The following is a 22,691-nucleotide window of genomic DNA, read 5'->3' as shown; positions in this document are numbered from 1 at the left end:
GGGGCATGATCCGTACCGCCGTCCCCGCCGACGCCCCCGTTCTCGCCGCCCTGCACCGCAGGGCCCGTGCCACGTACTACCGGGAGGGGCTCCCGGACGACGGGGATCCGGGCGCGTGGGTCGAGCGGTGGGAGGTGGCCATAGCCCGGCCGCACGGGCACGTACTCGTCTGCGTCAGGGACGGCGCCGTCGTCGGGCTCGCCTCCTTCCGGCGCCCCGACGGGGCCCCGGCCGACGCCTCCGTGCTCTACCAGTTCCAGGTCGACCCCGACCACTGGAACCGCGGCATCGGCACGGAACTGCACGCCGCCTGCGTCGAGCAGTGGCGGGTCGACGGCGTCGCCGAGGTCCACCTCATCGTGCACGGGGAGAACACCCGCGCCCAGACCTTCTACGCCCGCCACGGCTGGGTCGACGAGGGCCCGGAGGGCGGCGGGAGCTCGCACCGCCGGATGCGCCTCACCACCGGCGGGGAATGACCGGAGGCCCCGTCCGGTTGTAGCGGAGCGCAGGGCACCCCCTGCCCCGTACGACACCGAAGCGAGAGAACCCCATGCGCGTCGAGATCTGGACCGACATCAACTGCCCGTTCTGCTACATCGGCAAGGCCCGCTTCGAGGAGGCGCTCGACGGGTTCGCGCACAAGGACGACGTAGAGGTCGTGCACCGGTCCTTCGAGCTCGACCCGAACGCCAAGCCGGGGGAGACCGGCCTCGTCGTCCCGTACATCGCCAAGAAGTACGGCATCAGCGAGGCCCAGGCCGCCGCCAACGAGCAGGGCCTCGGCCAGCAGGCCGGCGCCCTCGGCCTGCCCTACCTCACCGAGGGCCGCGACTTCGGCAACAGCTTCGACCTGCACCGGCTGCTCCACCTCGCCATGGACAAGGGCGTGCAGGACCGGATGATCGACGCCCTGTACCGGGGCAACTTCGCCGAGCAGGACTCCGTCTTCGGCGACACCGAGAACGTCGTGCGGCTCGCCGTCGAGGCAGGACTCGACGAGGCGGAGGTCCGGGCGATGCTCGCCGACCCCGAGGCGTACGCGGACGCGGTGCGCGCCGACGAGCGCGAGGCCGCCGAGCTCGGCGCGAACGGCGTGCCGTTCTTCGTCCTCGACCGCAAGTTCGGCGTCTCCGGCGCCCAGCCCGCCGAGGTGTTCACGCAGGCGCTGACCCAGGCGTGGGCCGACCGCTCCCCGCTCACCGTCATCGACAGCGCGGACGGCGGCGACGCCTGCGGCCCCGACGGCTGCGCGGTCCCGCAGGCTTGACCTGCACGCATAAGGGTTGCTTAGGCGTACTCGGTAAATATTCGCAATGGACGGGTAGTTGGCGGCGCGGCACAGTGGGTGCCATGGAGACTTCCGGTGAGCACCAGGCCCCGGCCACGGCCGCCAAGGCCCTCGACGCGGAGCTGGTCCGCGCGCAGTACGCCCCCGCCACCACCTACCTGAACACCGCGAGTTCCGGGCTGCTCCCGGCGCGCGCCGCGGACGCGATGCGGTCCGCGATCGTCGACATGGCCGAGGGCCGTTCCCCCGACTCGCTCTTCGCCGACGTCGAGGAGGCGCGCGCCGCGTTCGCGCGGATCGCCGGCGTCCCGGTGAGCCGCGTCGCGACCGGCGGCTCCGTCGCCGTCTACAGCGGTCTCATCGCCGCGTCCCTGCCCGCGGGGGCCGAAGTCCTCACGGCGGAGGGCGACTTCAGCTCGACCGTCAACCCTTTCCACGTACGGGGCGACCTCAAGGTCCGCGCCGTACCGCTCGACGCGCTGCCCGACGCCGTACGCCCGGGCACCGCGCTCGTCGCGGTGAGCGCGGCCCAGTCGGCCGACGGCCGGATCGCCGACGTGCCCGCGCTGCGCGCCGCCACGCGTGCGCACGGCGCCCGGCTCTACGTCGACGTCTCGCAGGCGTCCGGCTGGTACCCGGTCGCCGCGCACGCGGCCGACGCCGACTGTCTGGCGTCCGTCGCCTTCAAGTGGCTGACCTGCCCGCGCGGCGCCGTCTTCTTCGTCGGCCCGGCCGACACCGAGGGCTTCGACGCGCTCGCGCCCGTCTTCGGCGGCTGGGTCTCGGGGGAGAACCCCTGGGACAGCTGCTACGGACCCGTCACCGAACCCGCCCGCTCCGCCCGCCGCTTCGACGAGACCCAGAGCCTCGTCGCGTACACCGGCGCCCGCCAATCCCTCGCCGTGATCGAGGAGTTGGGCCCGGAGGCGATCCACGCCCACGATCTGGCACTCGCGGACCGGTTCCGCGCCGGCCTCGCGCGTCTCGGGCACGAGCCGGTGCCCTCGCCCGGCTCCCCGATCGTCTCGGTCCCCGAACTCGGCGTGCGGCAGCCGCAGTTGCAGCGCGCAGGCATCGAAGTCTCCAACAGGGCGGGCAACCTGCGGGCCTCCTTCCACCTCTACAACACGCCCGCCGACGTCGACCGCCTCCTCGACGCACTCTCCGCCTGAAGTCCTGCCGCCCCCTGGCGTCCCGCTCCCCAGGACGCTAGGAAGGCAGTACGAGGTGGTGGTGCCGGTGGCCCGTACGGAGCGTTGCGACCCCAAGGACCGGGTCGCGGACGACGCCGAGCTGCACCGACGTCTCGTCTACGGCGACGAGGCCGCGCTCTCCGAGGCGTACGACGTGTACAGCGGGCTCGTCCGCGGTGTCGCCGTGCGCGTGACCCGCTCGGCGGGCGCGGCGGACGACGTCGCGCAGGAGGTCTTCGCACACCTGTGGGCGCGGCCCTACGCCTTCGACGCGCGGCGCGGCACGCTGCGCACCTGGCTCACCATGCTGGCGCACCGCCGCGCGGTCGACTGGGTGCGCAGCGAGGCCCGCCACCGCAAGGCCCGCACCGCGGACGACGCGGCGCTGCACGCCATCCCGGCCCCCGAGCCGGGGCCCGACGAGCGGGTCGTCGACCGCGAGCGCTCGCTGCTCCTGCATTCGGCCCTGGCCCAACTCCCGCTGCCGCAGCGTCAAGTGGTGCATCTGGCGTACTTCGCGGGACGGACGTACCGTCAGGCGGCGGCGGAACTCGGCATACCGGAAGGGACCGCCAAGACCCGCCTGCGCACCGCACTGCACCGCCTGGCCGAAACCCTGGCGGACCCGGCGGAGCCGGACTACGAGGCTCACGAAAGGGGTGCCTGATGGCCACGGACGCGCGCGACCACGCGACGGTGAGCGAACTCCTGGGCGCCTGGGCCCTGCAGGCCCTCCCCGCCGACGAACAGCGCGCCGTCCCCGCGCACTTGGCGGACTGCGAGGAGTGCGCGGCCGAGGCGGAACGGCTGCGGGCGACGGTACGGTCCCTGAGCGGGCCGAACGGAGACGAGAACGGGACGAGCGGCAGCGAGAACGGTGCGGGCGGGCACAGTGCGGTCGGGCACAGTGCGGTCGGCGCGCCGCGGGCCCCGGCGGCCGGTCTCCCGTTCCGTACGGACGCCGGACCCCTCGCCGCGGCCCTGGCGCGGCGCCCGCCCGCACCCCGGGCGTCGTCCGCCGCCCCGCACGCCCAGCCGTACGCGGCCACCGTCGCCGCCCTCCAGGCGCTGCTCGCCGAGGCGGACGACGCGTGGTCCACGGAGGTGGTCCACGGCTGGACGGTGCGGGACACGGTCGCGCACCTCATCGCCGCCGACGAGCCGCTGGCCCTCCACCTCGGCCTGCCGGGCCACGAACCGCCCGCCGACGCGCCGCACGACAGCGACTGGCACACGGCCTGGGAGGCCCGCACCCGCACCGTCATCGCCCACGAACGCGCGCGTGACCCGCACGCCACGGTGGCCGTCTGGCGCGCCCGGGCAGCCGAGCTGCTCGCGGCCCCGGCCGCCCACGACACCGAACTCGCCGCGCAGGCCGCCACGTTGATGGGCGCGCGGCTCCCCGTCGCCGAGCACTTCCTGGTCCGTGCCTTCGAGACGTGGATCCACAGCCACGACATCGGCCGCGCCCTCGACCGCCCCGTGCCCCCGCCACCGGCCGGTCACCTGTGGCGCCTGGTCCGGCTCGCCGTGCGGATCCTCGGTCAGGCGCTCGGCCCGCGGGCCACGCCCGTCGCGCTGACCGTGGCGGACGCGAGCCGCTCCACGGAGTGGGTCCTCGGCTCGGAGGACGAACCGGTCCGCGCCGAACTCACCCTCGACCCGGTCGACTTCTGCCTGCTCATCGGCGGCCGCGCGGCCCCCGACACCCTCCCGCCCGGCACCGGCGACCCGAGGGCGGCCCGCACCCTCCTGGACCGCGCGGCCCAACTGGCCTGGCTGTGAGCGAAGACAGGCCCTAGGAGTACTCCTCCTGGCCGGAGCTAAGAGCACTCCTCCGCCCCGGCCTGCGCGCACAGGTTGCCCTCGACCAGGGACAGCAGCCGAGCGAACTCCGCCCGGTCCCGCTCGGAGAGCCCCGCCAGGGTCTGCTCCTCCAGCGTGCCCCACACCCCGGCCACGTCCTCCAGGAGTCCGCAACTGCGCTCCGTCGCCTCGACGAGCGAGGCGCGGCGGTCGCTCGGGTCGGGGGTGCGGCGCACGTGCCCGGACTGCTCCAGGCGCTGCAGCATCTTCGTGACCGTGGACGGATCCAGGTCGAGCGTCCTGATCAGCTCCGACTGACGCACGGGCCCCTTGTCCCACAGGTGCATCATCACGAACTCCTGCCCCGGGTAGAGGCCGAGCCCGCGCAGTCGCTGCCCGGCGGCGATCCGGTGCAGCCGGGCGACACGGGAGAGGGCCAGGCTGACGGGGCCGCTGCGGGCGGCGACCGGGAGATCACCGGTACAGGCGGGCTCGTCGGCGGTGGGGGACATGAGGGCTCCTCTCGACTTCTCCACGAGATTACCTTGGCCGGCCAATGAATGGGCTACAGTGAAGGCGGCTCGATTGATTGGCCGGCCAATGTTTTATTGCGGCCGTGTGTCGCCCGTGTTGCATGTGTCGCCCTGTGTCATATCCCGTTGAACGGAGTAGCCATGACCACCGCTTTCGACCCCATCGAACTCCCCGGCACCCGCCTGGCCAACCGCATAGCCATGGCCCCCATGACCCGCAGCCGGGCCGGCGAGGGCGGCACCGCCACCGCCCTGACCGCCGAGTACTACGCGCAGCGCGCCTCCGCCGGGCTCATCGTCACGGAGGGGATCCAGCCCTCGGCCGTGGGGCAGGGCTATGCCTGGACGCCGGGCCTGCACACGCCGGAGCAGGTCGACTCCTGGCGCCCGGTGACCGACGCCGTGCACGCCGAGGGCGGCACGATCTTCGCCCAGGTGATGCACGCGGGCCGGATCGGCCACCCGTCGCTGCAGCCGGACGGCGGCGCGCCGGTCGCCCCGTCCGCCGTCGCCCCGGAGGGCCAGGCCTTCACCAACGAGGGCTTCCAGGACTTCACGACGCCGCGCGCGCTGACCTCGGACGAGGTGCGCGCGACCGTGGCCGACTTCGCGGAGGCCGCCCGCGGCGCCGTCGCGGCCGGCTTCGACGGAGTCGAACTGCACGGCGCCAACGGCTACTTGATCCACCAGTTCCTCTCGCCCGGCACGAACCTGCGCACCGACGAGTGGGGCGGCGGCGTCGAGAACCGCATCCGGTTCGCCGTCGAGGCGGTCAGGGCCGTCGCCGACGCCATCGGCGCCGAGCGCACCGCCATCCGCCTCTCGCCCGGCAACCCGTACAACTCCATGGGCGACCACGACACGGTCGAGACGTACACCGCGCTCGTCGACGCCCTGGAGCCGCTGGGCCTCGCCTACCTGCACGTACTGGAGGTGGGCGAGCAGAGCCGCGAGGTGACCGCCGATCTGCGCAAGCGGTTCAGCGGGCCGTTCGTGCTCAACGCGCACACCGAGGGCCCCACCGACCACCGGGCCCTCGGCCTCATCGAGGACGGCGTCGCCGACATCCTCAGCTTCGGTGCCCTCTTCCTCGCCAACCCGGACCTGCCGGCCCGCCTCGGCAGCGAGGGCCCGTACAACACCCCGGACCCGGCGACCTTCTTCGGCGGCACCGAGAAGGGCTACACGGACTACCCGACCCGGTAGACCCGGCAACAGCAGTTGGGGCGGGACCGAAGCCGGTCCCGCCCCAACTCATGTGCGTACGAGGATCACTTCACCGGAGTGAAGTCCCGCGCCCCGATGAACTCCGGACGCCGCACCGGCGCCGCGAACGGCTCCACCGCCGTGTTCTCCACGCTGTTGAACACGATGAACACGTTCGAGCGCGGGTACGGGGTGATGTTGTCGCCGGAGCCGTGCATGGCGTTGCAGTCGAACCACGTCGCCGAGCCGGGCGAGCCGGTGAACAGCCGGATCCCGTGCGCGTCGGCGAACTTGGTGAGGGCCTCGTCCGAGGGCAGGCCCGCATCCTGCATCTGCAGCGACTTCTTGTAGTTGTCCTTCGGCGTCTCACCCGCGCAGCCGAGGAACGTCTTGTGCGAACCCGGCATGATCATGAGACCGCCGTTGGTGTCGTAGTTCTCCGTCAGCGCGATGGAGACGGACACCGTCCGCATGTTCGGCAGGCCGTCCTCGGCGTGCCAGGTCTCGAAGTCCGAGTGCCAGTAGAAGCCCCGGGCACCGAAACCGGGCTTGACGTTGATCCGCGACTGGTGGACGTAGACGTCCGAGCCGAGGATCTGCCGCGCCCGCCCCACGATGCGCTCGTCGCGCACCAGGTTGGCGAAGACCTCGCTGATCTTGTGGATCTCGAAGACCGAGCGGATCTCCTGCGACTGCTTCTCGACGATGGAGCGCTCGTCGGCGCGCATCGCCGGATCGGTCACCAGACGGTTCAACTCGGCCTGGTAGATGCCGATCTCGTCCGGGCCGATCAGCTCGTCGATGGCGAGGAAGCCGTCCCGCTCGAAGGAGGCGAGGTCCGACTGGCGGATCGGCCCTCGCGCTCCCTCCGCCGACCAGACGACCGGGTCGACACGCGGCGTGGCCACCTCGGAGGCGCCTCGCGTCGGGTACAGGTCCGTGATGTCGGGTGCGGTCGTCATCGGGATCAGGCCTCCTCGTCCTCTGTCAGCAGCGGGTAGACGCCGTTCTCGTCGTGGTCCTCCCGTCCGGTCACCGGAGGGTTGAACACGCAGACGCAGCGGAAGTCGGTCTTCGGGCGCATGGTGTGCTTCTCGTGGCCGTCCAGGAGGTACATCGTTCCTGGCTCGATCCAATGCGTCTCACCGGTCTCCCGGTTGGTGAGCTCGGCCTCGCCCTCGACGCACAGCACGGCCTCGATGTGGTTGGCGTACCACATGTCGGTCTCGGTGCCCGCGTAGAGGATCGTCTCGTGCAGAGAGAAGCCGACCTTCTCCTTGGCAAGCACGATGCGCTTGCTCTCCCAGGTGCCGGTCGCCGACTTCACGTGCCGGTCGGTGTTCTCTATCTCCTTGAACGAACGGACAATCACGGTGGGTTGCTGCCTTTCCTCGTAAACTTGGTTGTGCTGGTCAGGCGGTCTCGCGCACGGCTCGGGTGAGCGTGCGAAGCCCCTCTTCCAGCTCCTCGCGCGTGATCGTCAGTGCCGGAAGCAGCTTGACGACCTCGCTCTCGGGGCCGGAGGTCTCGATGAGCAGGCCCAGCTCGAAGGCCCGCTTGGCGACCTTGCCCGCCCGGTCCTTGTCACGGAACTCGATGCCCCAGACCAGGCCGCGGCCGCGGTATTCGACGATCTCGTCGGAGTACTCGGTGCGCAGGGCGCCGAGCACCTCGTCGATCTGCTCGCCGCGCTCCAGGGTCTGCTTCTCCATGGCCGCGCCGTCGGTCCAGTACGTCTCCAGGGCGGCGGCCGCCGTCACGAACGCGGGGTTGTTGCCGCGGAACGTGCCGTTGTGCTCGCCCGGCTCCCAGACGTCCAGCTCCGGCTTGAACATGCACAGGGACATGGGAAGCCCGTACCCGCTGATGGACTTCGAAACGGTCACGATGTCCGGCGTGATGCCCGCCTCCTCGAACGAGAAGAAGGCGCCGGTGCGGCCGCAGCCCATCTGAATGTCGTCGACGATCAGGAGCATGTCCCAACGTTCGCAGACATCCGCCAGTTTGCGCAGCCACTCGGCACGGGCGACATTGATGCCGCCCTCGCCCTGGACCGTCTCGACGATCACGGCGGCCGGGGTGTTCAGGCCGGAGCCGGAGTCCTCCAGGAGGCGCTCGAACCAGATGAAGTCCGGCGTCTGCCCGTCGAGGTAGTTGTCGAACGGCATCGGCGTGCCGTGCACCAGCGGGATGCCGGCGCCGGCCCGCTTGAAGGCGTTGCCGGTCACGGCGAGCGAGCCGAGCGACATGCCGTGGAAGGCGTTGGTGAAGGACACGATGGACTCGCGGCCCTTGACCTTGCGGGCCAGCTTCAGCGCGGACTCGACGGCGTTGGTGCCCGTCGGGCCCGGGAACATGACCTTGTACGGCAGGTCGCGCGGCCGCAGGATGATGTTCTGGAAGGACTCCAGGAAGTTGCGCTTGGCCGAGGTCGACATGTCGAGCCCGTGCACGACGCTGTCGCGCTCCAGGTAGTCGATCAGAGCGCGTTTGAGGACCGGGTTGTTGTGGCCGTAGTTGAGCGAACCGGCGCCGGCGAAGAAGTCCAGGTACTCGTGGCCGTCCTCGTCGTACATACGGCTGCCCCGGGCCCGGTCGAAGACGGTGGGCCAGCTGCGGCAGTAGCTGCGCACCTCCGACTCAAGGGTCTCGAAGACGCTCAGGTCCGGCTGGGTGATGGTCACAGCAAAAACTCCTCTAGGGAGGGAAAGTTGAGGGGGGTTCGGGGTGAGTGGGGCGAGGGCGCGCTCAGGCCAGCGGGCCTATGCGGTACAGCTCCTCGGGCAGGTGCCCGTCGTCCGGGAACAGGCCCGCGTCGAACAGCACCGTGCGTGCCACGCCGACGCGGTGCCGGCGGGCGAACGAGGTGAACAGGGCCTGGGACGCGGCGTTGTCGGGCGTGATGGTCGTCTCCAGCGTGGTGACCGGACGCGCCGCCGCCACTCGCGCGGCCAGCCCGTCGAGCAGCGCGGCGGCGAGGCCGCGCCCGCGGTGCGCAGCGTCCACGGCGACCTGCCACACCACGAGGATGTCGGGTCGGTCGGGACGTACGTAACCGGTGATGAAACCGGCCACCTCCCCCTTCTCGTCGCGGGCGATCACCGACGTGGCGGCGAAGTCGCGACACCACAGCAGGTAGCTGTAGGAGGAGTTGAGGTCGAGCACCTTCGAGTCGCGGGCGATACGCCAGATCGCGGCTCCGTCGGCCACCTCTGGGTGGTCGATCTTCAGTCCGTCGGGGACCGGGGCCACTTCGGCGACTTCCAGGAATTGCGCTTGTGCGGCGGTCATGCAAATTGAATTTACCGAGCAATTTTCGGGATTGCACCCGCGGCAGGGGTTACGTAAAGCGGGCTTGTGTGTTATCGCGCGCAGGTGGGCGCGCGCACGAAATCCCGGCGGTATGTCCCGGTTTGAGCGGGACAAAACGGTCGTACTTGAATTGGTGTGGAGTACGTCACAGCAACGTAATCGTCACGAGACGCGTCCGAATTACGTCGGTTCCCGTTGATGAAATCTCAGTGTTTACGTCGCGAGGAAGCGGGCAGAAGCAGTACAGGAAGGCTCGCCTGATGCCTCCGATAAAGTGCGGGACAATTCTGTCTGAATAATTCTTGGATAAAGTGAAAGGCGCCGCCCTGAAAAGGGCGACGCCTTGTGTCGAGTGCGCCGGTTCGTGCGCCGGGGTGCTTATTCCCAGGCGGCCGCGACCGCCTTTCGCGCCCCTTCCAGATCGACCTCGAACCCGGCCTCCGCGAGCGCCCCACCGAGCGCGGCAAGCGACGATTGGACCACGCCGCGGGTCGCCTGCGGACCGTAGTGATTGACCCGGATCATCTCCTGAGCGAGCGCGCCACCACCCGCGACCAGCGGAAGGACCGGGTCCACGGCCAGCGCCCGCGCCACCAGCTCACGGGCGTCCGTGCCGGCCGGAGCGCGCAGTGTAGTGGCGACAGGGGCGGCGTCGCGGGCTTCGTGGACGTATGGCTCAAGTCCACCGCCGAGGGCGAGCGTTCCTGCGCGCGTGGCGGCGGCGGCCGAGGCGTGCCGCGCCATCAGGGCGTCCAGGCCCTCGCTCTCGATGCGCTCCACGCACGCCTCAAGGGCGAGCATCTCCAGCTGTGCGGGGGCGTGCAGCAGCGCCTTGCGGCCGCCGTCCACCCACCGCTGCTTCCAGTCGAGCAGCGAGAGGTAGGAGTGCCGCGGCGCGTTCGGGTTGGCGGCCATCCGCTCCCAGGCCCGCGCGCTCACCGACACGGCCGAGACGCCGGCCGGGCCGCCCATCGCCTTCTGCGCGCCGATCACGCACAGGTCCACGCCCCACGCGTCCGGGAGCACCGGCTCGGCGGCGATCGACGCGACGGCGTCCAGGTAGAACAGGGCCCCGTGCGCCCGCACCACCTCACCGATCTCGGCGACCGGGTTGGTGTTGCCGGTCGCGGCCTCCGCGTGCACCAGGGAGACGAAGTCGATCTCCGGGTGCTCGGCGAGCGCCTGCCCGACCTGCTCGGCGGTGACGGCCGTGTGGAACGGCACCGCGAGGTCGTGCACCTCGGCGCCGCAGTCGCGCAGCCAGTCGCCGAAGGTCTGCCCGTAAGGACCGGTGATCACGTTCAGCGCCACTGTGCCGGGTCCCGCGGCGGCACGGATCGCGCCCTCCAGTGGAAGCAGCGCCTCACCCTGCATGATCACGACGTCCTGCGACGTGTCCATGAGCCGGGCGACACGGTCCTCGATGGAGGCGAAATGCTCGGCGCTCAACGGGGCCAGGTCGAGAAACGGATGCGTCACGGTGGGGCTCTCTTCGCTCACGGGTTCGTACGGGTGCCGGTGTCGAGCGTACCGACCGCCTCATAGGCTGCGCGCATGAGTATTGGCGGGGTTCTGCACGTGAAGGGCCGGGTCCTCGTCGGGCCCGACGACGTACGCGACGAACTGTGGGTGGTGGACGGCCGGATCGCATACGAACGGCCGCGCTCCGCGGGCCTCGACGTCACCACGGTCGAGGGCTGGACGCTGCCCGGCCTGGTCGACGCGCACTGCCACGTCGGGCTCGGCACGCACGGCCCCGTCGACGCCGAGACCGCGGAGAAGCAGGCCCTCACCGACCGCGACCACGGCACGCTGCTGCTGCGCGACGCGGGCTCCCCGTCCGACACCCGCTGGGTAGACGACCGCGAGGACCTGCCGCGCATCATCCGTGCGGGGCGGCACATCGCCCGGACCCGCCGTTACATCCGCAATTTCGCGCACGAGATCGAGCCGGAGGAGCTCGTCGCGTACGTCGCCCAGGAGGCGTGGCGCGGCGACGGCTGGGTCAAGCTCGTCGGCGACTGGATCGACCGGGCGACGGGCGACCTCGGCGCCTGCTGGCCGCGCGAGGCCGTCGAGGCGGCGATCGCGGAGGCGCACCGGCTCGGCGCCCGCGTCACGGCCCACTGCTTCGCCGAGGACTCGCTGCGCGATCTCGTCGAGGCGGGCATCGACTGCATCGAGCACGCCACGGGCCTGACCGACGACACCATTCCGCTCTTCGCCGAGCGCGGCGTCGCGATCGTCCCGACCCTCGTCAACATCGCCACGTTCCCGCAGCTCGCGGCGGGCGGCGAGAGCAAGTTCCCCGACTGGTCCGCGCACATGCGCCGCCTGTACGAGCGCCGCTACGACACCGTCCGCAACGCCTACGACGCCGGGATCCCGGTCTACGTCGGCACGGACGCGGGCGGCTCCCTCGCGCACGGCCTGGTGGCGGGCGAGGTCGAGGAACTGGTGAAGGCCGGCATCCCGCCGGTCGAGGCGCTCTCGGCGACGGCGTGGGGCGCCCGGTCCTGGCTCGGCCGCCCCGGCATCGAGGAGGGCGCGCCCGCGGACCTCGTGGTCTACGGATCGGATCCGCGCGAGGACGTCCGGGCGCTGGCGGCGCCGCGCAGGATCGTGCTGCGGGGCAACGTGGTCGGGTGACCTGCCGCGTTGACGGTGTGTGACCGGCGGGACGGGCGTGCCCCCTGATTCGAAGGTGTGCACGGAAACGCCACTTTGGGGTGAACTCCATGAACGTGGGCGCCCGTTCACTCTCAGTGCGTAAAGATTCCCTTACCGATGACCAGTCGAGGCGGTTCCGTCCCGTTCCGCCTCATTCCTTCCTGCCTTGTTCCGTGCTGTCCCGTCACGCGCGGTCCTGGTTGCTACTTGGGGGTCCCACCGCCATGCCCAGCTCCACCCTGCCCACAGTCCTGCGCACGCCCGGCCGCCGCTTCGCCGCGACCGCGGCCGCCACCGCGCTCGCTCTCGGCCCGACCCTGCTCGCGACCGCGGGCCCGGCCGCGGCCACCGAGCACAGCGGCGGCAAGGCCGGCGCCGTCGTCCTCCGCACGGGACTCGACGTATCGCTCCTCAACAAGACCGTGAACGTCCCGCTCAAGGTCTCGCTGAACGAGGTGCAGGCGCCCAAGAGCGCCGACCGGACCGCGCTGACCGCGACGCTGGACGGGGTCGACGGCGGCAAGCCGTTCAGCGTGCTGCGCGCGGACGTGGCGCGGACGAAGGCCACCGTCGAGGGCGGAAAGGCGGAAGGCCTCACCCGGCTCGCCCACGCCAAGGTGCACGTCCCCGGCCTTCCGCTGCTCTCCCTCATCGAGGTCGACCAGGTCACGTCCAGGGCGCTGTGCGTGGCGGGCGAGAAGCCGCTCGCCGAGTCGAACCTGCTGGGCGGCATCACGGTTCTCGGCAAGAAGGTCACCCTGTCGACCGGCGGTACGACGTCCATCAAGGTCCCGCAGGTCGGCGAGGTGACGCTGGGTCTCTCGAACCGTTCCACGACGGACACCACGGCGGCTGCCTCCGCGCTCCAGCTCAAGGTCCACGTCAACCCGTTGAACCTCAACGTCGCGGAGGTCGACGGCGAGGTCACGCTCGCGGAGGCGACGTGCGAGACGCCGAAGGCGGCGGAGGCGCAGGCGCCCGCACCGAAGCCGAAGCCTCAGGGGGAGAAGACGCAGGCGCAGCCCGTGGCCGACAAGCAGGACCTCGCGGAGACGGGCGGCAACGAGACGACGCCGTACATCGCGGGTGGGGCGATCGTGCTGCTGCTCGCGGGCGGCGGCGCGGTGGCCATGGCGCGGCGCGGCCGCAACCGGGTGTAGGCAAATCAAGCCCCTGCGGCGATTGAGCAGCGGGGTCCGGGGCGGAGCCCCGTGGCCGCAACGCCGCAGGGGCTTGGAGGTGCGCAGCGGCTCAAGCGATGACGTGCAACACCCCGGCCAGCGCGGCGACGAAACTGTTGCTGGTGGCGCGGTCCCGGACCGCCAGGCGAACCCAGTCCGGACCGAGCCCCGGGAACGTGTCACCGCGCCGCACCGCGAACCCGACACCCCGCAACCGCTCGCGCACGGCGCCCGCGCCCGGAACCCGCACCAGTACGAACGGCCCCTCCGCCGGCCCGGCCACCGACACCCCGTACGGCGCCAACTCCCGCAGCAGCCCGACCAGATACGCCCGGTCCGCCGCAACGGCACCCGCCGCGTCCGCCGCCTCCGCCACCCCGCGAGCGGACACGCACGCCTGCGCCGCGACGAGCGCGGGCGAGGACACCGGCCACAGCGGCTGCGCCCGCTCGAGGGAAGCCACCACCTCCGGCTCGGCCACCACATAGCCGACCCGCAACCCGGCCAGGCCCCACGTCTTCGTCAGACTCCGCAGCACCACCAGCCCCGGCACATCCGTCCGCCCGGCCAGGGACTCCCGCTCGCCCGGCACGGCGTCCATGAACGCCTCGTCGACCACCAGGAACCGCCCCGGCCGCGCCAGCCTGGTCAGCGTGTCCGCCGGGTGCAGCACCGAGGTCGGGTTCGTCGGATTGCCGACCACCACCAGATCCGCGTCGTGCGGCACGAGCGCCGGATCGAGCCGGAACCCGTCCTCCGCCCGCAGCAGCACCCGCCCCACCGCGTGCCCGGCATCCTCCAGCGCCGCCTCCGGCTCGGTGAACTGCGGGTGCACGACGACGGGTCTGCGCACCCGCAGCGCCCGCGCGAGCAGCACGAACGCCTCCGCCGCCCCGGCCGTGAGCAGCACCCGCTCCACCGGCACCCCGTGGTGCGCGGCCACCGCGGCCCGCGCGGCCCGCCCGTCCGGATACGCCGCGAGCCCTTCCAGCGAACCGGCGATGTGATCGCGCAGCCAGGCCGGCGGCGTGCCCGTGCGCACGTTCACCGCGAGATCCGTCAACTTCTCGCCGTCGTCACGGACTTCGGCGTCACCGTGGTGCCGCAGGTCGGGCCCGCCGACCGGCTCCGCCACGGCCGGGGCGGCCGCGCAGCGCACGTCGACCTCCGGATGCGCCGCGGCCCACCCCACGGCCTGCGCGTGGAACCGCTCCGGCGGCAGCGCCCCGTACGGAAGCACGACGACCCGCCGCGCGCCGAGCGCCGCGCACCGGTCGAGCCCCGCGGGCACGTCGGGCGCCGCCGAGACATACGCCGCCTCCACGCCCGCGTAGCCGCTGCCCTCCCACAACATCCGTGCGGCGGCGGCGAGTTCGGCGTTGGCCGCGGAGTCGGCCGAGCCGGCCCCGACGAGCAGCACGGTCACATCGGCGCGGTCGCGCGGTGTCCGCGGGCCGCCGCCGGACACGTCGTCGAGCCGTTGCTCCAGAGCGGCGAGCAGGGCCGGGGGAGGGGTGTGCATGGGGACGGGCTCCTTGCAGGAGATCGAGCGGGGATCGGGAGAGGAATCCAGGGGGAAGGAGAAGCCGGGCCGGTCCCTACCCGGGCCGGGCCACCGCACACGTCACCCGGCCCGGGCCCCCGCCCGCCCCGGCCGACGTCCGCTTCGGGACGAGCAGTTCACCACCGCGTACGAGGGCGGCGGCCTCGGCGACCGAAGGGGTGCCCACGGCGGTGCGGGCCCGCGCGGACGGGTGCGGCACGGGGACGGCGGCGAGCCGCTCGGCGTCGTACGTCTCCAGGGGCACGCCGAGCGCCCGCGCCGCCGCGACGATGCCGGGCTCGCGGCCCTTCGCGTCGAGCGTCGCGAGCGCCAGGACGTCCGTCGCGCCCGCCTCGGCGAGCACGGCCCGCACGAGTCCGATGACCTCGTCCGCCGGGGCGCCGGACCGGGCGCCGACGCCGACGACCACGCCACGCAGGATGTGCGCGCAGGCCCCCGGATGGGTTAGCAAGGGGCCATGGCCGTGATCGTGGCGCTCAGCGCCTTCTTGATGACTTTGGTCGGCGGCTGGACCGCGCAGCGGGTCACCGACCGGCGCCACCTGGTGCTCGGCCTCGCCGGTGGCCTGATGCTCGGCGTGGTCGGCCTCGACCTGCTGCCCGAGGCCCTGGAGGCCATGGACGGCGAGCTGTACGGGGTGCCGGGGGCACTGCTGCTGTTCGTGGCCGGGTTCCTCGGCGCGCACATCATGGAGCACCTGCTCGCCCGCCGCCAGGCCGCCCACGGGGCGGAGGAGGGGGCGAACGGCCGGGCCCCCGAGGTGGGGCTCACGGCGGCGTCCGCGATGGTCGGGCACAGCCTGATGGACGGCATGGCGATCGGCGCGGCCTTCCAGATCGGCGGCGGCATGGGCGCCGCCGTGGCGCTCGCGGTGATCGCCCACGACTTCGCCGACGGCTTCAACACGTACACGATCACCCGGCTCTACGGGAACGCCCGCCGCAAGGCGCTGATCATGCTGTTCGCGGACGCGGCGGCGCCCGTGGTGGGCGCCGCGTCCACGCTCCTGTTCACCATTCCGGAGCAATTGCTCGGCGGCTATCTCGGCTTCTTCGGCGGCGTGCTGCTGTACCTGGCCGCCGCCGAGATCCTCCCGGAGGCCCACCACGAGCACCCGGCCCGCTCGACGCTGCTGTGCACCGTCGCGGGCGCGGCCTTCATCTGGCTCGTTGTGGGCATCGCGGGCTGATCGGTTCACCGTGCGCCGCTCCACCGGACCAGGCGGTGCGCGATGTCCGGCAGCGCCGCCCAGTGCGTGTGCAGATAGCTGGCGTGCACGCCGCCCTGCACGAAGCCCTCGACGCGCCGCGTCGGCAGCCGCATGCCCCAGGCGGGCGTGGGCCCCGCGCCCGGCTCGAGCACGGTCCGGTGGAACTCGTGACCGCGCAGCCGGGCCCCCGCAGGGGTGAGCGGGCTGTCGGACACGGCCACGGCGTCCCGGTAGCCGAGGGTGAGACGCCCCGACATCGTCGCGTCGGCGTCCAGCACCCCGCACATCGGCTGCCCGTCGAGCGAACGGGACAGATAGAGCAGCCCCGCACACTCGGCGACCACGGGGGCACCCGTGCGGGCCAGTTCGGCGACGGCCTTGCGCAGCCGTTCGTTGGCCGACAGCTCGGGCGCGTAGACCTCGGGGAACCCACCGCCGATGACGACGGCGGCGGTGTCCTCGGGGAGGGCCTCGTCGTGCAGCGGATCGAACGGCACGACCTCCGCGCCTGCCGCGCGCAGCAACTCCGTGTGCTCGGCGTACGAGAAGGTGAACGCGGCACCCCCGGCGACCGCGACAACGGGTTGGGCCAATTCAGCCCGGCCGGCCAATCCAGCCCCTCCGGCGATTGAGGAGCGGGGTCCGGGGCGGAGCCCCGCGACCTCAACGCCGGTTCCGCCCAGAGCTCCGGGCTCACCCGGACTCCACACATCCGTACGGAGAGCCGGCGCGCTACGGGCCAGCTCCAGCAACCCCTCCAGGTCACACCCCTCCCGCACCATCGCGGCAGAGGCCCGGACCGAGTCGACCGCCTCCGTACTCCGCTCGGCCACGGGCACCAGCCCCAAGTGCCTTGACGGAGTCGCCACTTGGGGCGTTCGGCGGAGCGCCCCGTACACCGGGACGCCGACCTCCTCCATGGCCTCCCGCAGCAACTCCTCATGGCGGTCGGAGCCGACCTTGTTGAGGATGACGCCCGCGAGCCGCACCTCGGGGTCGAAGGACGCGAAGCCGTGCACGAGCGCCGCCACCGACCGCGACTGCGAGGAGGCGTCGACGACGAGCACGACGGGCGCCTTCAGCAGCTTCGCGACGTGCGCCGTCGAGGCCAGCTCGCCCTCGCCCGACGCGCCGTCGAACAGCCCCATCACGCCTTCCACGACGGCGAGTTCGCACCCCGCCGAACCGTGCGCGAACAGCGGGGCGACGAGCTCGGGCCCGCACATGTACGCGTCGAGGTTGCGCCCGGGACGGCCGGTCGCGAGCGCGTGGTAGCCGGGGTCGATGTAGTCGGGCCCCACCTTGTGCGGCGACACGGCGAGCCCGCGCTCGGCGAACGCCGCCATCAGGCCCGTCGCCACGGTCGTCTTGCCGGTCCCGGAGGCCGGAGCGGCGACCACGAGGCGGGGCACGTCCACGGCCTGCGCAGTCTGCGGACCTACCATTCGATGCCCCGCTGGCCCTTCTGGCCCTCGTCCATCGGGTGCTTCACCTTCGACATGTCGGTGACGAGATCCGCGAACTCGACGAGCTTCTCGGGGGCGTTGCGGCCGGTGATGACGACATGCTGCTGCCCGGGACGGTTGCGCAGCGTCTCGACGACGTCGTCCACGTCGATCCAGCCCCAGTGCATCGGGTAGGCGAACTCGTCGAGCACATACAGCTTGTACGTCTCGTTGGCCAGGTCGCGCTTGACCTGCTCCCAGCCCTCGCGCGCCTTCTCTTCATTGTCGGCCTGGTCGTCCCGCTGCACCCACGACCAGCCCTCGCCCATCTTGTGCCAGGCCACGGTGCCGCCCTCGCCGCTCGCGCCGAGCGTCTTGAGCGCGTTCTCCTCGCCGACCTTCCACTTCGCCGACTTGACGAACTGGAACACCCCGATCGGCCAGCCCTGGTTCCAGGCGCGCAGCGCGAGCCCGAACGCTGCCGTCGACTTGCCCTTGCCGATGCCCGTGTGCACGAACACCAGCGGACGGTTGCGGCGCTGACGAGTCGTCAGTCCGTCGTTCGGTACGACGCTCGGCTGTCCCTGCGGCATTTAAGCGGCCCTCCTGATGGTGTTCTGTGTTCCGGTGACGTCCTTCACGAGCCCGGCGATCGAGTCCGCCCGCAGCTCGTCGAGTGTGACGGCGGTGCCGCCGAGCCGTCCGGCGAGTTCCGTGGCGAGCCCGAGCCGCACCATGCCCGTCTCGCAGTCGACGACCACGGACGCGGTGCCCTCGGCGGCGTGCAGCCCGGCCGCACGCCCCGCCAGCTGCACCGGTTCCGGGCCGCCGGTCGCCCGCCCGTCGGTCACGACGACCATCAGCGGCCGCCGCGCCGGATCCCGCAGCCGTTCCACGCGCAGCACCTCGTGGGCCTTGAGCAGCCCGGCCGCCAGCGGGGTGCGCCCGCCGGTCGGCAGCGACTCCAGGCGGCTCGCCGCCGCGTCCACGCTCGACGTGGGCGGCAGCGCGACCTCGGCAGCCGACTTCCGGAAGGTCACGAGCCCGACCTTGTCCCGCCGCTGGTACGCGTCGAGCAGCAGCGAAAGGACGGCGCCCTTCACGGCGGTCATCCGCTGCCGCGCCGCCATCGACCCGGAGGCGTCGACCACGAACAGGACGAGGTTCCCCTCGCGCCCCTCGCGGGTCGCCTGCCGCAGATCGTCACGGCGTACGACGAGCCCCCGGCCCGAACGGCCGCGCGCCCGCTGGTGCGGGGCGGCGGCCTGCACGGTCGCGGCCAGGTGCAGCTTGGTCAGGGCGCCGCGGGGGCGAGTGGCGCCGGTGGTGCGGCCGTGCTCGGTACGGGCCCGGGACCGCCGCCCCGCGGCGCCCTCGCCGAGGCCGGGAACACTCAGCATCTTCGTACGAAAGGGCTCACCGGCCGCCACGGGCTTCTGCTCGGGGGCTCCGCCGCCGGACGCGGGCGCGGCGGCGGGCTCCTCGGGGGAGTCCTCCCGGTCGTCACCGGCCGGGGCGTCCTGCGGGTCCCGTGTGTCCTGCGAGTCGCCGCTCTCCTGCGGGGCGTCGTGCGGGCCATCCTGCTGCGGCGGCACGCCACCACCGGGGCCGCCGCCGTCCGGGCCGCCGCCGGGCCCGTCGGGATCGTCGTCCCCCTCCGGACCCTCGGGCTCCTCCTCGGGACCGAACTCGTCCAGGGTCTCGTCGAGCTTGTCCTCGTCGAGGCCCGGCGCGTCGAAGGGGTTGCGGCGCCTGCGGTGCGGGAGCGCGAGCAGCGCGGCCTGCCGCACGTCCTCCGCCAGTACGTCCTCGCGGCCCGCCCAGGCGGCGAGCGCGGTCGCGGTGCGCGCCATCACGATGTCGGCGCGCATGCCGTCCACCTCGAAGGCCGCGCACGTCGCCGCGATCTGCGTCAACGCCCGGTCGCCGAGCCGCACGTGGGGCAGCAGCTCGCGCGCGGCGACGATCCGGGCCCGCACGTCGGCCTCGTCCTCGGCCCACCGGCCGACGAAGCCCTCGGGGTCGTCGTCGTAGGCGAGCCGCCGCTTGACGACCTCGACGCGCTGCTCCGGCTCCCGCGAGGCCGCGACCTCCACGGTCAGCCCGAACCGGTCGAGCAACTGCGGCCGCAGCTCGCCCTCTTCGGGGTTCATCGTCCCTACGAGGAGGAACCGTGCGGCATGCCGTACGGACACACCCTCGCGCTCGACGTACGAGGCGCCCATGGCGGCGGCGTCGAGCAGCAGGTCGACGAGGTGGTCGTGCAGCAGGTTCACCTCGTCGACGTACAGGATCCCGCGGTGCGCGTCGGCCAGCAGCCCCGGCTCGAAGGCCTTCACGCCCTCGGAGAGCGCCCGCTCGATGTCGAGCGCGCCCACGAGCCGGTCCTCGGACGCGCCGACGGGCAACTCGACCATTCGGGTGTCCCGTTGACCGCCGGGAACGTCGTCGTGCGGCCCGTCCGGGCACTGCGGATCGGGCGCCGCCGGATCACACGAGAACCGGCACCCGGAGACGACGTCGACGCCCGGCATGAGCGCGGAGAGGGCACGCACGGCGGTGGACTTGGCGGTCCCCTTCTCCCCACGCACGAGCACACCGCCAACGGCGGGCGACACGGCGTTGAGCAACAGGGCGAGCCGCAGATCGTCCTGCCCGACGACGGCGGTGAACGGGTAGGGGGTGCTCATCGGAAACGGACCTCCATCACTAGGGGCGCGGGGAACTGCGCATCTTTTAGGGGGGTCCGGGGGCGCAGCCCCCGGGGACGGGACGGGAAGGGGCGGCGGGGGCGACTTCCCATCACGGCGCTCCCGGCGGCACGAACGGCAACCCGCCCGGCGCCCCACCGTCGATCAACCGCCACAACGCATCCGTATCCGCATGCCGCTCGATCAGATCCCCGAGCCGATCGAGCTGCTCCTCCCGAAGCGCCTCGAACGACGTGTCCGGCGCCGGCACGAACCGCCGCCCGGCCGCCTCGGCGACCGCCCGCAGGAACGCCCGCCGGAACCCGTCCGACTCCAGCGACCCGTGCCAGTGCGTCCCCCACACGGCCCCGACCCGGCACCCGTCCAGGAAGGCCTCCCCGCCCAGCACCTCGGCGACCCCGTGATGGATCTCGTACCCCGCGACGTCCTCGCCGAGCGCCTCGCCGACCGGCCGCGCGAGGGTCTTCTCGGCCTCGAACCGCACTCGTACGGGGAGCAGCCCGAGCCCGTCGACGGTCCCGGCCCGCGACTCGACCTCGTCCTCGATGGTCTCGCCGAGCACCTGGAAGCCGCCGCAGATGCCGAGCACGGGCCGCCCCTCGGCGACCCGCCGCGCGAGCGCGTCCGCGAGCCCGCGCTCGCGCAGCCAGTCGAGCGCCCGCACCGTGCCGCGCGTCCCCGGCACCACGACGAGATCGGCGTCGACGAGCTCCTCGGCCCGGTCGACGAACCGCACGACGACCCCCGGCTCGGCGGCCAGCGCGTCGACATCGGTGAAGTTCGACATCAGCGGTACCGCGCACACGGCGACCCGCAGCACGTCCTCGCCGACCGGCGGCGCCACGATCGACTCCCGTACGGCGCCCCGCAGGGACACCCGCAGCCCGTCCTCCTCGTCGATGCCGAGGCCGTGCTGGAACGGCAGAACGCCGTAAGTGTCGCGCCCGGTAAGGGACTTGAGCATGTCGAGGCCCGGCTCGAGGAGGCTCACGTCACCGCGGAACTTGTTCACCAGGTACCCCGCCAGCAGCTCCTGGTCCTCGGGAGCGAGCAGTGCGGTCGTCCCGAAGAACGAGGCGAAGACCCCGCCCCGGTCGATGTCGCCCACCACGAGGACCGGAAGGCGCGCCGCCCGCGCGAGCCCCATGTTCACGATGTCGGTGCGCCGCAGGTTGATCTCGGCGGGCGATCCGGCGCCCTCGCAGATCACGGCGTCATGGGTGGCCCGCAGCTCCTCCAGGCACCCGACGACGGTGTCCATCAGCGAGGCCTGCCGCCCGCCGTGGTAGCCCCGCGCGCTCAGCTCGCCCACGGGCTTGCCCATGAGGACGACCTGGCTGCTGCGGTCGCTGCCCGGCTTCAGCAGGACGGGGTTCATGAGCGCGCTCGGCTCGACCTGCGCGGCCTGCGCCTGCATGGCCTGCGCGCGCCCGATCTCGGCGCCCTCGCGGGTCACGAACGAGTTGAGGGACATGTTCTGCCCCTTGAACGGCGCGACCTTCACGCCCTGCCGCACCAGCCACCGGCAGATCCCGGCGGTGACGACACTCTTCCCGGCGTCGGAGGTGGTCCCCGCGACGAGCAGCCCGCCGCCCGTCATCGCCGCCCCCGCGCTCGTACAGCCACTCGCGCACCCACACAGACTCCCAACGCCAACAGAGACACCCGCCGTGACAGCCGCACGGCCCGATCCACATCACGCACCTCGACGGCGCGCCCCGGCGCGTTCAGCACCGGCCGGTGCTCGACCCGCCCGCCGTACGCCAACGTCCCGCCGAGCCGCACCCCGAGGGCTCCCGCGAACGAGGACTCGACGACGCCGGCGTTCGGGCTGGGGTGGCGCCGCGCGTCCGCCCGCCACGCGTCGAGCGCCTCCCGGGGCCTGCCACCGGCGAGGACGGCGAGCGCGCCGGTCAGCCGGGCCCCCGGCCAGCCGGCCACGTCGTCGAGGCGGGCCGAGGCCCAGCCGAACCGCCGGTACTTCGCGGACTTGTGGCCGACCATCGCGTCGAGCGTGTTCACCGCGCGGAAGGCGACCAGGCCCGGCACCCCGCCGAGCGCGCCCCACACGAGCGCGCCCACGACAGCGTCGGAGGTGTTCTCGGCGACGGACTCGACGACGCCCCGGGCGATCCCGTCGGCGTCGAGCCCCTGCGGGTCACGGCCGCACAGCCGGGGCAGCAGCTCGCGCGCGAGTTCCACGTCCCCGGCCTCCAGGGCGGATCCCACGCCGCGCGCCTCGCGGCCCAGCGAGGTGCCGCCGACGACGGCCCAGGTCGCCGCGGCCGTCAGCGCGACGGAGGCGGCGGGGGAGCGGCGTACGGCACGCGAGGCGACGGCGGCGAGAGCGGCGGCGCCTCCGGCACACACCGCGGTGTGCAGGGCGCCCGCGCCACGGTGGTCCCGCCACAGCCGGCGCTCGACGGCCGCGGCGGCGCGGCCGAATCCGGCGACGGGGTGCCCTCGGCGCGGATCGCCGAGCAGAAGGTCGGCGAAGATTCCGGCGGCGGCACCGCACGCATACACGCGCTCGTGCCGCCAAGTGCCGCGCGGGGCGAGCATGGCGGTA

General features: G+C 72.7%; 22 protein-coding genes and 1 pseudogene. 9 read left to right on the top strand and 14 right to left on the bottom strand.

What is annotated here, in order from left to right; all coding sequences use genetic code 11:
- Positions 1-5: 5 nt before the first annotated feature.
- From ACZ7L4_RS13640 to ACZ7L4_RS13620, 5 genes are all read left to right on the top strand, one after another.
- Positions 6-479 (top strand): GNAT family N-acetyltransferase, encoded by a 474-nt coding sequence (locus ACZ7L4_RS13640; protein ID WP_472102177.1) that lies wholly within the window; start codon positions 6-8, stop codon positions 477-479.
- 74 nt (positions 480-553) lie between these two features.
- On the top strand, positions 554-1,270 hold the full coding sequence (locus ACZ7L4_RS13635; RefSeq protein ID WP_472102175.1) for a DsbA family oxidoreductase: 717 nt from the start codon (positions 554-556) through the stop codon (positions 1,268-1,270).
- A gap of 83 nt (positions 1,271-1,353) precedes the next feature.
- Positions 1,354-2,463, top strand: a complete 1,110-nt coding sequence (locus tag ACZ7L4_RS13630; RefSeq protein WP_472102173.1) for an aminotransferase class V-fold PLP-dependent enzyme — start codon at positions 1,354-1,356, stop codon at positions 2,461-2,463.
- Positions 2,464-2,518: 55 nt separating this feature from the next.
- The gene (locus tag ACZ7L4_RS13625) at positions 2,519-3,151 is read left to right on the top strand and encodes a sigma-70 family RNA polymerase sigma factor (RefSeq protein WP_472102172.1); all 633 of its coding nucleotides are present in this window, start codon (positions 2,519-2,521) and stop codon (positions 3,149-3,151) included.
- Complete coding sequence (locus tag ACZ7L4_RS13620; protein WP_472102170.1) at positions 3,151-4,269, top strand: maleylpyruvate isomerase family mycothiol-dependent enzyme; 1,119 nt, start codon at positions 3,151-3,153, stop codon at positions 4,267-4,269. Before ACZ7L4_RS13625 ends, ACZ7L4_RS13620 begins: the two co-directional genes overlap by 1 nt.
- Positions 4,270-4,307: 38 nt before the next feature.
- Here the strand turns inward: ACZ7L4_RS13620 and ACZ7L4_RS13615 are convergent, their stop codons facing one another.
- The gene (locus ACZ7L4_RS13615; RefSeq protein WP_472102168.1) at positions 4,308-4,802 is read right to left on the bottom strand and encodes a MarR family winged helix-turn-helix transcriptional regulator; all 495 of its coding nucleotides are present in this window, start codon (positions 4,800-4,802) and stop codon (positions 4,308-4,310) included.
- A gap of 162 nt (positions 4,803-4,964) precedes the next feature.
- Here ACZ7L4_RS13615 and ACZ7L4_RS13610 point away from each other — a divergent pair, with 162 nt between their 5' ends.
- Positions 4,965-6,029 (top strand): alkene reductase, encoded by a 1,065-nt coding sequence (locus tag ACZ7L4_RS13610; RefSeq protein ID WP_472102166.1) that lies wholly within the window; start codon positions 4,965-4,967, stop codon positions 6,027-6,029.
- Positions 6,030-6,094: 65 nt separating this feature from the next.
- Here the strand turns inward: ACZ7L4_RS13610 and thpD are convergent, their stop codons facing one another.
- The 5 genes from thpD to ACZ7L4_RS13585 all read right to left on the bottom strand — a co-directional run bounded on the left by thpD (position 6,095) and on the right by ACZ7L4_RS13585 (position 10,820).
- Positions 6,095-6,991, bottom strand: a complete 897-nt coding sequence (thpD, locus tag ACZ7L4_RS13605) for an ectoine hydroxylase (RefSeq protein ID WP_472102164.1) — start codon at positions 6,989-6,991, stop codon at positions 6,095-6,097.
- Positions 6,992-6,996: 5 nt separating this feature from the next.
- Positions 6,997-7,401 carry an ectoine synthase gene (locus ACZ7L4_RS13600; RefSeq protein ID WP_266721029.1) on the bottom strand — a complete coding sequence of 135 codons (405 nt, stop codon included), beginning with the start codon at positions 7,399-7,401 and terminating at the stop codon, positions 6,997-6,999.
- Between the two features lie 40 nt (positions 7,402-7,441).
- The gene (gene ectB, locus ACZ7L4_RS13595) at positions 7,442-8,713 is read right to left on the bottom strand and encodes a diaminobutyrate--2-oxoglutarate transaminase (protein ID WP_472102162.1); all 1,272 of its coding nucleotides are present in this window, start codon (positions 8,711-8,713) and stop codon (positions 7,442-7,444) included.
- A 64-nt stretch (positions 8,714-8,777) separates the two neighbouring features.
- Complete coding sequence (ectA, locus tag ACZ7L4_RS13590; protein ID WP_450814923.1) at positions 8,778-9,320, bottom strand: diaminobutyrate acetyltransferase; 543 nt, start codon at positions 9,318-9,320, stop codon at positions 8,778-8,780.
- 399 nt (positions 9,321-9,719) lie between these two features.
- Positions 9,720-10,820, bottom strand: a complete 1,101-nt coding sequence (locus ACZ7L4_RS13585; RefSeq protein WP_472102160.1) for a pyridoxal-phosphate-dependent aminotransferase family protein — start codon at positions 10,818-10,820, stop codon at positions 9,720-9,722.
- Positions 10,821-10,895: 75 nt separating this feature from the next.
- Here ACZ7L4_RS13585 and ACZ7L4_RS13580 point away from each other — a divergent pair, with 75 nt between their 5' ends.
- Together ACZ7L4_RS13580 and ACZ7L4_RS13575 are read left to right on the top strand one after the other, a co-directional pair.
- Complete coding sequence (locus ACZ7L4_RS13580; protein WP_472102158.1) at positions 10,896-11,990, top strand: amidohydrolase family protein; 1,095 nt, start codon at positions 10,896-10,898, stop codon at positions 11,988-11,990.
- 245 nt (positions 11,991-12,235) lie between these two features.
- Positions 12,236-13,171: an SCO1860 family LAETG-anchored protein gene (locus ACZ7L4_RS13575; protein WP_472102156.1), complete on the top strand. Its 936-nt coding sequence runs from the start codon at positions 12,236-12,238 to the stop codon at positions 13,169-13,171.
- A 91-nt stretch (positions 13,172-13,262) separates the two neighbouring features.
- Here ACZ7L4_RS13575 and cobC read toward each other — a convergent pair whose 3' ends face one another.
- From cobC to ACZ7L4_RS13560, 3 genes and pseudogenes are all read right to left on the bottom strand, one after another.
- Positions 13,263-14,351 carry an Rv2231c family pyridoxal phosphate-dependent protein CobC gene (gene cobC / locus ACZ7L4_RS13570; protein WP_472103984.1) on the bottom strand — a complete coding sequence of 363 codons (1,089 nt, stop codon included), beginning with the start codon at positions 14,349-14,351 and terminating at the stop codon, positions 13,263-13,265.
- A 129-nt stretch (positions 14,352-14,480) separates the two neighbouring features.
- Positions 14,481-14,546, bottom strand: a pseudogene (locus ACZ7L4_RS13565) (hypothetical protein); the annotation flags it as partial.
- Between the two features lie 244 nt (positions 14,547-14,790).
- Entirely contained in the window at positions 14,791-15,165 is a 375-nt protein-coding gene (locus tag ACZ7L4_RS13560) for a cobalamin biosynthesis protein (RefSeq protein ID WP_472102154.1), read from the bottom strand.
- A 48-nt stretch (positions 15,166-15,213) separates the two neighbouring features.
- Here ACZ7L4_RS13560 and ACZ7L4_RS13555 point away from each other — a divergent pair, with 48 nt between their 5' ends.
- Positions 15,214-15,945: a ZIP family metal transporter gene (locus ACZ7L4_RS13555; RefSeq protein WP_472102152.1), complete on the top strand. Its 732-nt coding sequence runs from the start codon at positions 15,214-15,216 to the stop codon at positions 15,943-15,945.
- A 5-nt stretch (positions 15,946-15,950) separates the two neighbouring features.
- Here the strand turns inward: ACZ7L4_RS13555 and ACZ7L4_RS13550 are convergent, their stop codons facing one another.
- From ACZ7L4_RS13550 to ACZ7L4_RS13530, 5 genes are all read right to left on the bottom strand, one after another.
- Complete coding sequence (locus ACZ7L4_RS13550) at positions 15,951-17,411, bottom strand: cobyrinate a,c-diamide synthase (protein ID WP_472102150.1); 1,461 nt, start codon at positions 17,409-17,411, stop codon at positions 15,951-15,953.
- Complete coding sequence (gene cobO / locus ACZ7L4_RS13545; protein WP_399232522.1) at positions 17,405-18,004, bottom strand: cob(I)yrinic acid a,c-diamide adenosyltransferase; 600 nt, start codon at positions 18,002-18,004, stop codon at positions 17,405-17,407. Before cobO ends, ACZ7L4_RS13550 begins: the two co-directional genes overlap by 7 nt.
- Positions 18,005-20,101 (bottom strand): putative cobaltochelatase, encoded by a 2,097-nt coding sequence (locus tag ACZ7L4_RS13540; protein WP_472102148.1) that lies wholly within the window; start codon positions 20,099-20,101, stop codon positions 18,005-18,007.
- A 112-nt stretch (positions 20,102-20,213) separates the two neighbouring features.
- Positions 20,214-21,722 (bottom strand): cobyric acid synthase, encoded by a 1,509-nt coding sequence (locus tag ACZ7L4_RS13535; protein ID WP_472102146.1) that lies wholly within the window; start codon positions 21,720-21,722, stop codon positions 20,214-20,216.
- Positions 21,719-22,684, bottom strand: a complete 966-nt coding sequence (locus tag ACZ7L4_RS13530) for a cobalamin biosynthesis protein (RefSeq protein WP_472102144.1) — start codon at positions 22,682-22,684, stop codon at positions 21,719-21,721. Before ACZ7L4_RS13530 ends, ACZ7L4_RS13535 begins: the two co-directional genes overlap by 4 nt.
- Between the last annotated feature and the right edge of the window lie 7 nt (positions 22,685-22,691).

Source organism: Streptomyces sp. NPDC107575, assembly GCF_055657265.1.
Note: the sequence above shows the minus strand (reverse complement) of the source record. Positions and strands in the feature narration are given on the sequence as shown.